This is a genomic window from Candidatus Alistipes pullistercoris (assembly GCF_027665465.1).
Taxonomy (GTDB): Bacteria; Bacteroidota; Bacteroidia; order Bacteroidales; family Rikenellaceae; genus Alistipes_A; species Alistipes_A hominis.
In genome coordinates this window covers 1-12,999 of record NZ_JAQDED010000004.1, presented here as the reverse complement: position 1 = coordinate 12,999, position 12,999 = coordinate 1, and the positions used below count along the sequence as shown (strand labels likewise).

General features: G+C 60.0%; 10 protein-coding genes and 1 pseudogene. 2 read left to right on the top strand and 9 right to left on the bottom strand.

Going from position 1 to position 12,999, the window contains the following annotated elements:
* From PGR91_RS06975 to PGR91_RS06940, 8 genes and pseudogenes are all read right to left on the bottom strand, one after another.
* Positions 1-378, bottom strand: a pseudogene (locus tag PGR91_RS06975) (hypothetical protein); the annotation flags it as partial.
* 105 nt (positions 379-483) lie between these two features.
* Positions 484-3,846, bottom strand: a complete 3,363-nt coding sequence (locus PGR91_RS06970) for a hypothetical protein (protein ID WP_147387372.1) — start codon at positions 3,844-3,846, stop codon at positions 484-486.
* A gap of 151 nt (positions 3,847-3,997) precedes the next feature.
* Complete coding sequence (locus PGR91_RS06965) at positions 3,998-4,627, bottom strand: outer membrane beta-barrel protein (RefSeq protein ID WP_182424219.1); 630 nt, start codon at positions 4,625-4,627, stop codon at positions 3,998-4,000.
* A 13-nt stretch (positions 4,628-4,640) separates the two neighbouring features.
* Positions 4,641-7,097 carry a Calx-beta domain-containing protein gene (locus PGR91_RS06960; RefSeq protein WP_118655958.1) on the bottom strand — a complete coding sequence of 819 codons (2,457 nt, stop codon included), beginning with the start codon at positions 7,095-7,097 and terminating at the stop codon, positions 4,641-4,643.
* Between the two features lie 29 nt (positions 7,098-7,126).
* Entirely contained in the window at positions 7,127-9,139 is a 2,013-nt protein-coding gene (locus tag PGR91_RS06955) for an OmpA family protein (protein ID WP_118655956.1), read from the bottom strand.
* A 24-nt stretch (positions 9,140-9,163) separates the two neighbouring features.
* Positions 9,164-9,763, bottom strand: coding sequence for a DUF3575 domain-containing protein (locus PGR91_RS06950; RefSeq protein WP_118655954.1), 600 nt, complete (start codon positions 9,761-9,763; stop codon positions 9,164-9,166).
* A 38-nt stretch (positions 9,764-9,801) separates the two neighbouring features.
* On the bottom strand, positions 9,802-10,782 hold the full coding sequence (locus PGR91_RS06945) for a hypothetical protein (protein WP_118655952.1): 981 nt from the start codon (positions 10,780-10,782) through the stop codon (positions 9,802-9,804).
* Between the two features lie 112 nt (positions 10,783-10,894).
* Positions 10,895-11,905, bottom strand: coding sequence for a hypothetical protein (locus PGR91_RS06940; RefSeq protein ID WP_270399312.1), 1,011 nt, complete (start codon positions 11,903-11,905; stop codon positions 10,895-10,897).
* 40 nt (positions 11,906-11,945) lie between these two features.
* Between PGR91_RS06940 and PGR91_RS06935 the strand changes: the two genes are divergently transcribed.
* Positions 11,946-12,128 (top strand): hypothetical protein, encoded by a 183-nt coding sequence (locus PGR91_RS06935; RefSeq protein WP_270399311.1) that lies wholly within the window; start codon positions 11,946-11,948, stop codon positions 12,126-12,128.
* A 246-nt stretch (positions 12,129-12,374) separates the two neighbouring features.
* Here the strand turns inward: PGR91_RS06935 and PGR91_RS13575 are convergent, their stop codons facing one another.
* Positions 12,375-12,746, bottom strand: coding sequence for a helix-turn-helix transcriptional regulator (locus tag PGR91_RS13575; protein WP_409049098.1), 372 nt, complete (start codon positions 12,744-12,746; stop codon positions 12,375-12,377).
* Between PGR91_RS13575 and PGR91_RS06930 the strand changes: the two genes are divergently transcribed.
* On the top strand, positions 12,651-12,999 hold a 349-nt coding region (locus tag PGR91_RS06930), incomplete at its 3' end, for a hypothetical protein (protein WP_270399310.1). The genes PGR91_RS13575 and PGR91_RS06930 overlap by 96 nt on opposite strands.

Sequence of the window (12,999 nt, the reverse complement as noted above, 5' to 3'; positions counted from 1 at the left end):
GGCGTTCATCGTCTCGCGCAGCGTCCGTCCCAGCACGGCGGGCGACGCGGAGTTCTCCGCCCCGTATTCGGCCACGGTCTGCTGTGTCCCGTCGGGCAGCGCCCGCAGCAGGCGGGCGCCTTGGGGAGTATCGGCGTAGATCAGCAGTTCTCCCGCGCGGGCCGCGGCCCGGCCGCGGCACAGCGCCGCGATCTTGTCGGACGTCTCTGCGTTCAGGTCGTTGTCGGAGGCCATGTACGCCAGCACCGTGCGTCCGGCCGGGGCAGGCCCGTCAGGGTCCCCTGTGCAACCGCTCTCGCACGAGACGAGCCAGGACGAGGCCAGGGCCGCCGCGCACAGCGCGGCGAGAGTCAGGTATCGGGTGCACGGTCGTTTCATGGTCTTTGTATCGTGTTTTCGTTGCCGGGCTCTTCCCGGCGGTTCGCTGTTTTTTCGTTTATATTATCGTTTTTCCGTTGCGTCGTCTTTTCGACGCCCGGTTGCCTATTCCTTCTCGGGACGCACCGGGATGCCGTTGGAGCGTACAGCATTATTCTGCAGTTTGATGCTCGCGTCCGTGTTCAGGAAAACCATGTTATAGCCGTTGCGCTCTTCTTTCGTTTCAACCATCCAGGCGTCCCCTTCGCTGCCGACGCCACCGAGCACGCCTGTAGATGAAGAGCGATAGCCCGAAGCCGGAAAGAATACGGTAGCCGGATTCCCGCTCTCATCCGTGCAGTCGAAATACCGACCCGCAGGGGTAGTGCTCCATGTACCTCTGTTCGTGATCAAGGGGGCGAGAGCGTTGCCCATAGATACCTTGTATCCCGCCGGGCAAGGATCGTAAACGGTTTTTTTGGTCGATTCATTCAGATATGAGCCTGCCGTGACAAATCCACTGTTGGCCGCCCACAGGTTAGAATATTGCCCATCCAGCTTATCTAAACTATTAAGACCGGTATCAGTACTTGCTCCGTGAGAGAACGTCATCGGATTCTGAATACATGCCTGAATAACCTCTTTCGCATCCTGACTCGTAGAAGTCCTAAGTTGCCGGTAATCCCAAACGGTCGAAGGCGTTCCCATCTCGTTGTACCAGGTCTTATTGGTATTGGTGGTACCGTCGGAGGGCAGCTGCGGGTCTTTGCGGCCCCACTGGTAGTAGGGGTGGTTGCCCAGCCCCTTGTAGGCCGCCTGGTCTACCGTCACTATGACGGTGGCCCCTGTGCCGGCCTCGGTCAGCAGCAGGCGCTGGCTCCGTGCCTCGTATTCCGGGCCGGGGCACCAGCCCAGATGGATAGGCCATATCTTGTGCGTCCCGTTGGTTACGACCAGATCCGTTCCCAGCTCGTAGTCCGTGGCCCAGATATGCCAGCTCCAGGCGATCTGTTTCGGATTCTGATCGTCGTAAACCGCCAGCACGGCGTTGCCGTAGTCGATACTGTTCGTTACCCGGAAGGTAAGGTTATCCCCGCTGATAGATACGGAAGATGCGTCGATCATCCCCTCCACGTCCTGCCACAACAACTTGGCTTCCGTGAGGGTGATATTATTGTTATTTTTGATATAGGGATCGGTAATGCCGATGCCCAGATGGTTGATAAAGGGATTCAGGATGTTGTTCGAAGTGGCGGCCGTCGAGGTATAGGCCGCGGCGTTCGTGGCCCCGTCCTTGATGGCGTTGCCGTAGACCAGCGGCAAGGTGTATGTTCCGGGTGCATGTACGAGATAACAGTTGGCCGTGTTACTTGCGGTCTGTCCGCCCCGGGTCGAGAGGTCGTAGCCACTTACCGGCAAGCCAACTTTCATGGGCTCCACATAGCCCGTCTGCGGATTGGCTCTCATCGTGATGTTGCCTCCGCCAGCGGCCGTGGCCGTCGTCAGCGTCACCCAGTCGCTGGCGGCGGGATTGCCGTTCTCGTCGCACGGCTGGGCCGTCCACTGGCCCGTAACGGTTTGTCGCGTATTGTCCGGATAGGTGACCGAGATCGTCGGAACGGTCAAGTTGCTCGTTCCTCCCGCGTAAGTTACCGATGCGTCGGTCATGGTCATCGTACCCTTGCCCACCTGCACATACTGCGCCTCGGCAAAGTTGCCGTCCAGCTTGCACTGCTCGATTCTCAGATAGCCCCCGGTGAACCGGGCGGCATCCTTGATCTGCACGCAGATGTCGGTTGCATGGCCGGGCACCGCGTAGAGTTCGGACACGTCCGCTTTCATCTGCGTCCCGTTCCACAGGCAGATGGTTGCGACCGACGCATCCACTTTTGTGGAGCCGCCGTTCGCCGTAACGAGCGTAACCTTGTAGGGAAGGGCTCCCGGCTCGGTCTTCAGGGTGACGACTTTCGAGGCCGGAGAGGTGGTCGCACCCGCTTTCGTCACTACCACGCCGAAGCCTTTCTGTTGGTCGGGCGCAGCGGAGCCCCAGTCGCGTCCGTCGGTGGCGGCAGCCGTCCACGGGCAATGTCCGTCGGTGTGGGCCTGCGGGTCGCTGGTTACGTGTACGTGCCAGATCCAGCGGTAACCCTGATCGCCCTGCAGCTTCAGGCCCACGGTGGCCTCGCCGGTTATGTTCGGATTTGCGGCCTTCACCCGGACAGAGTGATGGGCGCCCGTCGCGCCATTGCCCATCGGGTTCACGACCTCGGCCGAGATCAGATCACTGCCCGAGATCACCTCGGCGACGAGCGTTTGATCCTGGGCCATCTTGCCGCCCAGCTCCGTGCTATGTTCCAAGTTCCATGTCTGGAAGACGTCCTCCACGGAGAACTCGGCCGCCCGGCCCGGGGCCACGACCACGCAGTTGGCGGCGTTCAGTTTCCGCTTTACGGTCTCGGTCTGCGTATCTTCCACGTTCCACGGCAGCAGCTCCGTTACGATCACCACGTCGGTGCTCTTCGGCACCGGGATCAGGTTGTAGACGATGCGGCCGTTGCAGCGGGGCACCTCCGGGACTTCCTTGGCCTCGATGGTCTGCTCCGCGCCCCATTTGTCGGTGTAGGTCAGCGAGATCTTCATCTTGTGTTCGAGGATGTCGGCGGGTTTGTCGTTCACCGTGCCGTCTGCGTTCCAGAAATCGTTCCCCCGGTGCGCCGGGATGATCGTATGATGGCCCATCGACGACATTTTGAATAATGGCTTGTTATCGGTCGAGAGAGAATCCGTCCACGTCTCGGTGGCGGGAATCGTCAGCACGATGGGCTCCTCGCGCAGCTCCGGCTTCGTCTTGTCCGGCAGGATGTTCCCCGCCCACGAAACGGTGCTCGGCACCTCCGTCAGCTGAACCGTAATAGGCTTACTCGCATTCACGATATTGTCCTTGTCGAGAATACGCACGTACACCTGCGACATGTTGCGCGCCAGCGACATATCGGCCTTCGCATCCTTGTCCGCTTCGATCTCGGGCAGGGTTACGCTGCCGAAAAAGATTTCGGGGCAGGTCGTCGCATCCTCCGGCATCCGGTACATGGGTGTCTCGGTCATGTCCGCTCCCGCTCCGGGCAGGGGCAGCAGGTCGCTGCGCGGGGAAACCGCGGCCAGGCCCCAGTTGCCGGTACGCATCATGCCCGTATAGACGTTACCGTCTCTTTTGAGGATTACCTCGTGGCTGAACGTGCCCGCACCGGAGAGGTTGCCGGACTGTGTATAGGGCGACCGGTAGGCGGCGAAACGCATACCTGCATAGACCGTCTCGGTCTGGTCGGCGGGCAGCGCCGCCGTCGTCCGACCGGCGAACGTGAGCGTGAAGCGATTCTCCCCGCCCGTGGGGCCCTCCGCCCCGACAGGGTCTTTGGCACAGCCGCCCAGCCCCGCCGACAGCGACAGGGCCATGGCGCATTCGAGTGTATATGTCAATAATCGTTTCATGGTATATGTATATCTATGTCATCAATTTCTTCCTGTGCCCGTCGCCGGGGCAATCCCGCCGACACTTGCGGCTCGTCCGGGCGCTTCGGTTTCGGCGGCCCTTGCCCCTCCTGCGGCTCGTTCGGGTGCATGGGGCGTTGCGCTCGCGGTTTTAAAAGTTCAGTCCCACGCCTATCGACGGGTAAAACCCGTGCAGGCCGTTTACTTCTGCGGCCTTCCACCGGTTGGAACCGTAGCGGTAAGCCGCCCGCACGTCGAGGAAGAGAGCTCCCCCGCGCCGCGGATAGATCCGTGTGCCGACCTCGGCCGAGGCACCCACGCCCCAGCTGTCGGCCTTCGAGGTGTTGATCGTCTCCCCGGTAATATCGAACCGGGTCCACTGGGCGCCGACACCGGCGCCGAGATAGGGTTGCAACAGACTTGTGCGCCCACCGAGCATGTACCACCGCAGCGTGGCCGTGATGGGGATTTGCTGCCGTGTGCGTTCGGCGTAGCCCGTTACAGCGTCGCCGTCGAAGTGACCGTCGAACACCCCGTTGTCGGCCGTACGGTCCCAGGCGACCGAGACTCCCGCCGCCCACCGCTGTGCGAAGCGGTACTCGTAACGCAGCGAGAAGGCGGCCGCTCCCGTCTTGTCGGGATAGCCCGTCCCCAGCGGTACCGATACGCCCCATGCGACCTCGGCGCTGTGGCGCGGGGCCGGAGCCTGTGCCCCCGCCCCGAGGGGCAGGAGCAGCAGGACAGCCGTCCGGATCAGATGTCCGACCTTATTTCGTTTCATCGCGATCATCCGTCTATCTATTGAGGATATTGAAGCTTGCACTTTGTTTGTCGGGAGCGATACCGATCTTGCCGGCTCCCTCGGCGGCCCTGACGCCGCTGAGCTTCACGCCCACGGTCTTGACGATGCTGTCGGGGGTGTAGAGCACCATACCGTTGAGATTGACGGCGCTGCTGCGGTCGTCGCCCCAGATGCGCAGGTCATGAGCGTTGGAGAAGACGAAATCGGTACCCTGCACCGCCGTAGCCTTATCATCCAGCTGGGTCTGCAGGAAGATGTCCCCGCCGCTGCAGTTGGTCTGCACGGCGCCGTCCTTGGCCCGCAGCAGCGAGATCTTGAAGAATCCCGACACCACGTTGTTCATCTTGTTGTAGTCGCCCAGCGACTCGATGGCCACCAGCGCCGGCTGGTCGTAGATCAGCCCTTCGCAGCTGAGCACGTTGCTGCCGAACGACACTTCCGTGTCGGACATGGCGTGTATCTTGTTGAAATCGACCACGACGGTCTTGATGTTCTCGTAACGCGTATCTTCGAACGTCTGCACGCTGAAGCGGCCGCTGTGGCTGCCCGGGGTGATCGTCAGGCGCGGCTGGCGGCCCATGTCGAAGTCCATCTTGTCGGCCGTACCCTTGCCGTAGATGCCGTCGATGACGATATCGGCTTTGGTGGCGTTCGTCAGGCGCACGCCGTTGGTCTTGAAGATACCCAGTTCGTACACTACGTCGCTCTCGCCCTCGGTTCCGGCCGTCGAGGAGATCATCCGCACAACCGAAGGCTGGTCTACGATCGTGGCAAGGCTCTTGCCGCGGATCAGGTACGAGTCGGTAACGTCCGAAAGCTGAAGGTCGAACGTGCGGTCGCCTTCGAGCAGGTCGTTGGCCATGACGGGAACTTCCACCGTATAGCGGTTCAGGTAGCGGTCGCGGCCGTCGGTGCTCGGGATGAACGAAAGCGTACCGGTCACGGGCGTGAAGTTAAGCCCCTCCTTGGCGCTGACCGGCGTAGTCTTGTAGTTCACCGTAACGGGACGGGGTGTACCCTCGTCCGTGAATCCGAAGCCCGAAAGGGTTACGGTAAAGGTCGCCGTGGCGTAGCCGTCGATGGGTTTGTTGACGATAATGTCGCTTACGTGGATGCCGTGCGCCAGCTTCGTCACGCGGCTGCCCTCGCCCACGAAGAACGCCTCGCCGCTCATGGGCAGGCAGACCTCGCTGAAGGTCGTAGGCTCGTTCTCCACGGCGAAGCGGTCGAAGAGCGTCTCGCCCGTGGCCGAGAGCATCGAGAGGCGTCCCGTTGCGGAGTTGCCCATCAGCAGGTCGTCGTTGCCGTTGATGCGCAGGTTCGTGTAATTGGCCGCGGTATTCTTCTCGTAGAGCTTGCGTCCCTCTTTCGAGAGTTTGATGATCTTGCCGCGCGAGGCGCTGCGGTCGTAAAGGCTCACGACGCAGTGATCGCCCGCGATGTTCTGCGCGATGGCCGAAACCTCGCCCCGGTCGGCGCTCGAGATGAGCACCGTACCGTCCGAACGCAGCAGCGCGAAGTAGGAGTTCTTGGAGTCGTGGCCTCCCACCAGCAGCTCGCCGGTAGGCAACACGCCGAGTTGGTCGAGGCGCGTGTCGGCCGAGGCCGGAACGATGGGTTTGTTGAATACCTCGTCGCCCTCGGGACGGATCTTCACGACCGTGCCCCCGGCTTTCTCGCCCTGGCCCACCAGATAGATGTCACCGTCGGCGGTCGAGACCATCCGCTCGATGCGGTAGCTCTCGTCGGGCAGCGTCGTGAGGAAATAGGGCTTGCCGTTTTCGTCGAGGCGCACCACCGAGCTGCCGCCCTTGCCGTCGGTGAAGGCGGCGTGCAGCAGTTCCGAGCGGTTGCCCAGCACATCGAAATGGCGGCACACGGCGCCCGTCACGGCCGTATAGAAATAGACGACCTTGTTGCGGGGCGACACCTTGCAGACGAAGCCCGCCTCGCGGCCCTCCTTATTCAGCGTGCTGCCCGATAGGATGATGTGTCCGTCGGGCAGGACCTGCCCGGCCATGATCTTCGTGCCCGGCTCGCCGATATAGAAGTCGCGCTCCACCACGCCGTTACTGCCCATCAGCATGGCATGGCCCGTAGCACGGCTGCGCTTGTCGCCGGCGGGGATGTGGCGGTAGCCCATCACGAGCACCTGCCCGTCGCCAACGCTCTCCAGCGCGAGGATACGCTCGAACTCATCGCCCGGGAAACGCTTGAACAGGCGGCTGCCGCCGCTGCGGTCGAGCCAGGTGAGCGATGCGCGGGAGTCGCTTACGCCGGCCGCTACGGCCTCCCCGTTGGTGAAGTCGGTTTCCATGACCTCGAACTGGTGTGCGCGTCCGTAGTTCTTGTCATAGACTACGGGCATGTATTGGGCGGCCGCGGGAGTCGTCGAGAGAACGCCTGCGAAGAGGCCGGCTATCAGAATATATTTGTCGATGCTTTTCATAATTTTATGCTGTTTTTATTTTTCCCGGATTATTGTTTTTTGACGATGATGTCCACGCGGCGGGCCGTGCGGTTCAGTTCGATGCGCTCGCGCAGGGGCAGTTCGATCATGGGCGTCTCGGGGTTCCATCCTCCGGACAGGCTCAGGCGTCGCTCTTCCATCTGTGCGCGGTAGTCCTCGGCGTCGGGGGCGGTGCGCCCACGGCCCTCCCAGACGATCCGGGGCTTCATGCCGCAGCGAACGAGCTCCTCGGCCGCCGCCCTGGCCCGTTGTTCCGAGAGCCGTTGATTGTATCCTTCCGCTCCCATTTCGTCGGCATAGCCCACGACGATGACCTCGGACAGTGTCCCGATCACCGGGTCGGCGGCCAGCGCGCGCAGCGCTTCGGCACTCTGCGCCCGGAGTTCCCAGCGGTCGAAATCGTAATAGAGCGTGAGCAGGATCTCTCCCTCTTCGGGTTGCATGCGGATCGTACTCTCGATCAGGCTGTCGTCCGTCGGGGCGCCGCCTCCGCGTTCCAGGTCCGTCACCTGCGTCAGGGCGCCGTTCAGGGCGAGATATTCCCGCGAGACGCCGAGCGCCTCCAATCCCGAAATCGAGGTGCGGGCGTTCTCGAACGTATAGATGTCGTCGCGGAACTCGAGGCCCCGGCGATCCGAAATGAAATACCCCTGCCCGTCATGGAACATCATCCCGTAGTCGTTGTACACGGAGTTGATCGGGTAAGGAAGATGCCACAGCGAGTTGGACATGATCTTGCCCTCGACGAAGTTCACGCGGTAGATGTCGTATCCGCCGTAGCCTTCCTGCCCGTTGCTGGCGAAGTAGAGTTCGTCTTCGATGATCGAGGGGAATATCTCGTCGCCTTCGGTGTTGACCGTCGAGCCGAGGTTTTCGGGGTCGGACCAGCGTTCGGTCTGCTCGTTCCAGTAGGAGACGTAGAGGTCCATGCCTCCGTAGCCGCCTTCCAGATCGGAGGCGAACAGCAGCATGCGTCCTCCGTCCAGCAGCACCGGGTGGGCGTAGCACGCCTCTTCCTGATGCTCGAACAACGGCTGCAGGGCGCTCCATCCGCCGCGCCTGGCGTTATATACCGTATAGAAAAGCTGGGTGCGGAACAGTTCCTTGACATCCACGCCGTGGATGCGGTCCGACCCGCGGTAGTTGATGCCCGTGACCACCCGCAGGTCGCCTTCCGACGCGGCGGCCCCGTTCTGCACCTCGCGGGGCAGGTCGCGCAGGGGCTTCAGCTCGCCGTCGCCGCCGATGGAGAAATACTCCGTGCGGTGGAAGAAGACCTTGCGCGGGTCGAGCATGCGGCTCTGGCTGGCCGCGCAGAAGATGCGTCCGTCCCACTCTCCGAGCCAGTATTCGGCCGCCGTACTGCCTGCCAGCAGGCGCACGGCGTAGTCCGCTTCGCCCTTGTTATAGTAGTGCTGCTGATTCGAGAGCGCGTAGAGCGTATTGAGGAAACGCTGGTTGCGGCTGTGCGGACTGCGGAAGGCATAGTGGCGTGCCACGACCTCGGCCTGCTGGGTGCGATCCAGCAGGCGCAGCGCGTCGATATAGGTGCAGGCGTCGTCCACGTCCAGCAAGGAATCGCTGCTTTCGTAGACCGTCGTATAGTGTTTCGCGCTGTTTTCGGGATCTTGCAGCATGTTGTACACGCGGGCCATCTTCAGCTCCAGACGCAGCCATTCGGGCATGTCGTGTCCGTCCACGCGGGAGGAGGCCCGTTCATAGAATTTCATGGCCTTGTCGTAGCGGCTGGTGATGAACGCCCGGTCGCCCAGACGCTCCAGGCGCGTGGCCCGGCTGTGGGCCGGGGCCTCCTCTGCGGCGGCCGCTTTCTCCTGCTTTCCGCGGGAGCGGCTCTTCTCCGCAGCGGGAATCTGTCCCCGCTGCTGCATACGCGCTGCGCGGGCTTCGCTGCGCGCCTGGCTGCGCGGGGAGCCTTCGTCCTGCGCCGAAGCGTTCGTAGCCCAGCATGCGGCCAGCAGCAGGCACATCGATAGTATTGCGTTGCGTTTAAATTTTCTCATCAGGATTATCTTTTTTTTCGACGGCTATTTGAATATGTTGTACACCAGGTGGACGCCGAACTTGGTGGGGCCGATCCACATCTTCGTGTTTTTCTTCTCCAGCGGATAGTGCGCCCACTCGCCGCCCAGCAGGTACTTGTTGTACTGCAGGTGGGCGTAGCCTACCCCGAGGTTCACATCCAAACGGAAGCGTTTCGCGAGGTAGAACTTGTAGCCGAGCGACACGCCGGCCGACACGCCCCAGCCCTTGCGGCGGTAGCTCTCCTTGTCCTCGCCCTTGTACAGGCCGATGTTGAAGTTGCCGTACATGGCGTAGGGGCCTATGTAGAAACCGTCGAAGGCGTTGTTCGTATAGTAGTATTTCGGTTTGACGTAGTAGCGCAGGTCGATGCTTCCGATAAGCGTGCGGAACACCTCTTCGTGTTTCTTGAACATGTACGGCATCCACAGCACGTCGCCGTTCACGGTGAACTGCCGGCCTACGTTCCATTCGATGCCCACGTTGGGGCTCCCCGCCAGGATCAGCGGGATATTCGTTTTGACGGCTTGCGCCCGGGCATGGCCGGCGGACAGAAACGTCAGCAACCCGATGATGCCGGCAATGCGGATGATAGACTTTTTCATTGTAATCGTTATTTTTATTTTCATATATGCCATGCTGTCTACATCGGCGTGACCTCGCCCTGTTCGATGTCGCCCCATCCGACGAGCTCGATGCCGAAGACGAAGAAGCCCTTGAACACGAACTTCACCTGGTGCTTCGGGTCGAGGTGGAAATTCCACGGTACGGGGTTGCCCTTCGGGTCGGTGACCGTCGGCGGAGTCTCCTGATCGAAACCGCTGAACACGCCTATGACGTTTCCCCTTGCATCGTAGAAGCGCACGGCGAGGTCCATCGCCTCGCGCGTCGTATTGCGGTTCGGGTCGGCGTAGTGCGTACCGCCCGAGGGGAAGACGTACTCGGGACCTGTCGTGAAATCGGCGCCGGAGGAGCTTACCTCGTGCGAGCTCTGCACGTATCCACCCGCCGGACGGCGGTAACAGCCGTCGAAGCTCATGTGCGTGCCGACGCCCTTATATAAAATATCTATTCGCGCTACGGCAGCCGGCAGTTCTTTGAACTCGCACAGAACGCTGGCCTTGTAGACGCTGTCTTTTGCCAAGTTGACCGTATCGACGATGCCCGCCATCGGATGCTCCAGCGGGTAGGACGTGATATCGTCCTGAAGTACGACACGGAAGTTGGGGCCGGGGGTGTGTACCGTCCCGGCATTGCCGAGCAGCGGCTCGGAGATGTGGGAGTCCTGATAGGATTGGCCCCTATCGCAGTAGGTCTCGTCCACGTTGGCGAAGGCGCTCACCTTGTAGCCTCCGCCCCACGGCAGTTTGAATCGCAGGATGCCGTCCCTGCCTATGGTGTTGGGGTCGAACGGTCCCTCTATGAACCGGGTATAGCGGTGCGTGCCGGAAGCGTCGTGAATGGACACCAGCACGTTGTCGATCGTCCCGTCCTTGAGCTGCGGGATGTATATCTTGAAATTGTTCTCGTCTTCGAAGTAGTCGTAAGTGCAGGATACCGCGGCGAAGATCACCAGACATAAACCCAGCAACCGACCTTTCATGTTCTTGTAGCGTTGTATCATACGTTCTAAAATTTATACCTGAATACTCCTCCGGGTAATGAAAGTGAAAAAAAGAAAAGGGGAGAGGGATTGCTCCACTCTCCCCCTTTTGTTTCGTCGCTCGAACGATGGATTATAACTCCATATCCACCGATGCGATGCTGCCCCACGGTGCCAGATCGACCTTGATCTCCAGATTGCCGTATTCCTCCGGTTGGGGAAGCGGCTTGTCGGGTTCGGTCGGGTCTACCCACGTACCTGTGCTCTTGAGCGTAAGGTTCAGCTCCAGGATGTTGTTGGCCGTGAGCACGGCGGTGACGGCGCCGGCCCATGCGATCTGCGAACCCTCGGGAGCGCTTTCTATTGTAATGTATTCCGGATTGGTGTTATCTTTTGGTCCGTTCGGATCGTAGTTGGGATTGGGTTCCTGCTTGGGATAGCCGGCGGGGACGTATGTTTCACCAGTCTTGACGATACCGGTAACCACCACGTCGAGTTTCTCGGCACTGGTAGTTGCATGGCCGGCGGGGATCAGGATCACGTCCTTCCACGAGGTGAAATTATCAGTAAGTACAGTATCTGCACTGTAACCGGTAGCGGTCTGCGCTTCATTGAACGCACCCAGAGCGAAGAACACGTTGTCCTGGGCGTTAGCTTGAGCACGGCGGGTCGTCGTCGTCAACGTAGCGTCGGTGTAGAGCAGGTTGATACCCGTGCGGATACGGCGGATACGCAGCGAAGCATTACCGTCCTGGAAGGTGATCTTGTCATTGAGATTCAGATTGTTGTCCACGCTCTGGTCGATACGCACGCGCACGAGGCTCACGATACGGGTCAGCGTATACAACTCTCCGGCACCCTCACCGGTGGTTTTGTCCGCCTCAATTTTTACGTTCTCCTTAAAAGCTACGAACACTTCGGGAGCCTCATTATAACCGGCCGAATTAGCCTCCGAGGTCTGGTGCTTGTAAGCTGTGTAAGTCGTCGTATTTTCAAGCGCATCCATGTATAGATCCGCGATATTGCGCCCCTTGGCGGTAGCCATGCTCCAATTCTTGCCGTTCGCATTGTCGCCCTGATCCCAGTTGGCGAAGACATAGACGGTGTAGGTGCCTGCGGGAACGTTATTGATCGTTCTCGTCACCTCGTCCAAGCCTGAGACCTCTTGCGTAGTTGGCAAAGCAATGCTCTGGGCATTCTTGATCACGCCGCCGTCCACGAAGAAGATGGCCAGACTATGGATGTTGGATGCCCAAGTCGTGCCCGGTTTGGCTGTCGATTGCGTAGCATACGTGCCGGGGGCCTTGTCGAAGCCCAGCGTGATCTTCACCGCTCCCGTAGCGCCGTCGTCAACACCGCCGGCGTGATCGCTGTCCTTGTTGCAGGAGGCCAGACCCGCGATCAGAGCCGCTCCCATCATCAGTGTTACAAAGAAGTTTTTTCTTTTCATGATTTAAAAATTTTAAGTGTAAGGGTTGTTAAAGTATTGTTCTTTCGTTTTGCGTTGTTCATTTAAGTATTCTTACCCATACCCCGCCTGCCAACAGACCGGCAGCAGCAGGGAGAGCAGAAGTATTTTTATTTCGCATATCGATATCATAGGCCATCACGTGTTATCGGTTTTCAGACGCCTTTGTTCTCGAAGCGGCGCGCCGCTTCGGGAGGTTTTTCGCATTAGCGCTCGTTTCAGAGGGTTTTTCCGACCTCCGGCGCGGGGATGAAGCGTTGCTCCTCCTTGAAAAATCGGGCGAAAACGCTTCCGAATGGATGCGTAGATTCATAGGAGTCTGTCCGAAATATCGTTTACAGAAGGTAATGAGATAGGACGACGCAGAGAAGCCGTGATCCGTGGCGATTTCAGCAAAAGTCTTATTCGTATTGCGTAAATCGTGAAGGACGCGTTCGGCGCGACGCTCCTGGAGCCACTCGTGAGCCGGGCGTTTGAACTCCGCCTTAAACTTGCGCTGAAAGCTGCGGACGCTCATGTTCGCCAGGGATGCAAAATCCTGAACGTTGCAGATCCCTTTATAATATTCGTAGACGAAATCCTTGAAATGGGCGCTATATCCTACGACGTAGTGCAGAAGAGCGTACAGCTCCTCCGGAGTATGATAACCGCGAAGAAGGATGCAGAGCTCCTCCTGCTTGACCTTATGGAAATGGATGCAGTTAAGACCGTCGTCCAGGGCTCTGGACAACACCCAGAAAAAGTCCGCAACCTGCTGTTTTACACAAATT

Bases quoted from the DNA above. Each gene is read 5' to 3' on its own strand.
- PGR91_RS06960 (WP_118655958.1), bottom strand. From the start codon at position 7,097: ATGAAAAGCATCGACAAATATATTCTGATAGCCGGCCTCTTCGCAGGC.
- PGR91_RS06945 (WP_118655952.1), bottom strand. From the start codon at position 10,782: ATGATACAACGCTACAAGAACATGAAAGGTCGGTTGCTGGGTTTATGT.
- PGR91_RS06950 (WP_118655954.1), bottom strand. From the start codon at position 9,763: ATGAAAAAGTCTATCATCCGCATTGCCGGCATCATCGGGTTGCTGACG.
- PGR91_RS06935 (WP_270399311.1), top strand. From the start codon at position 11,946: ATGCTCTGGGCATTCTTGATCACGCCGCCGTCCACGAAGAAGATGGCC.
- PGR91_RS13575 (WP_409049098.1), bottom strand. From the start codon at position 12,746: ATGAGCGTCCGCAGCTTTCAGCGCAAGTTTAAGGCGGAGTTCAAACGC.
- PGR91_RS06965 (WP_182424219.1), bottom strand. From the start codon at position 4,627: ATGAAACGAAATAAGGTCGGACATCTGATCCGGACGGCTGTCCTGCTG.
- PGR91_RS06955 (WP_118655956.1), bottom strand. From the start codon at position 9,139: ATGAGAAAATTTAAACGCAACGCAATACTATCGATGTGCCTGCTGCTG.
- PGR91_RS06970 (WP_147387372.1), bottom strand. From the start codon at position 3,846: ATGAAACGATTATTGACATATACACTCGAATGCGCCATGGCCCTGTCG.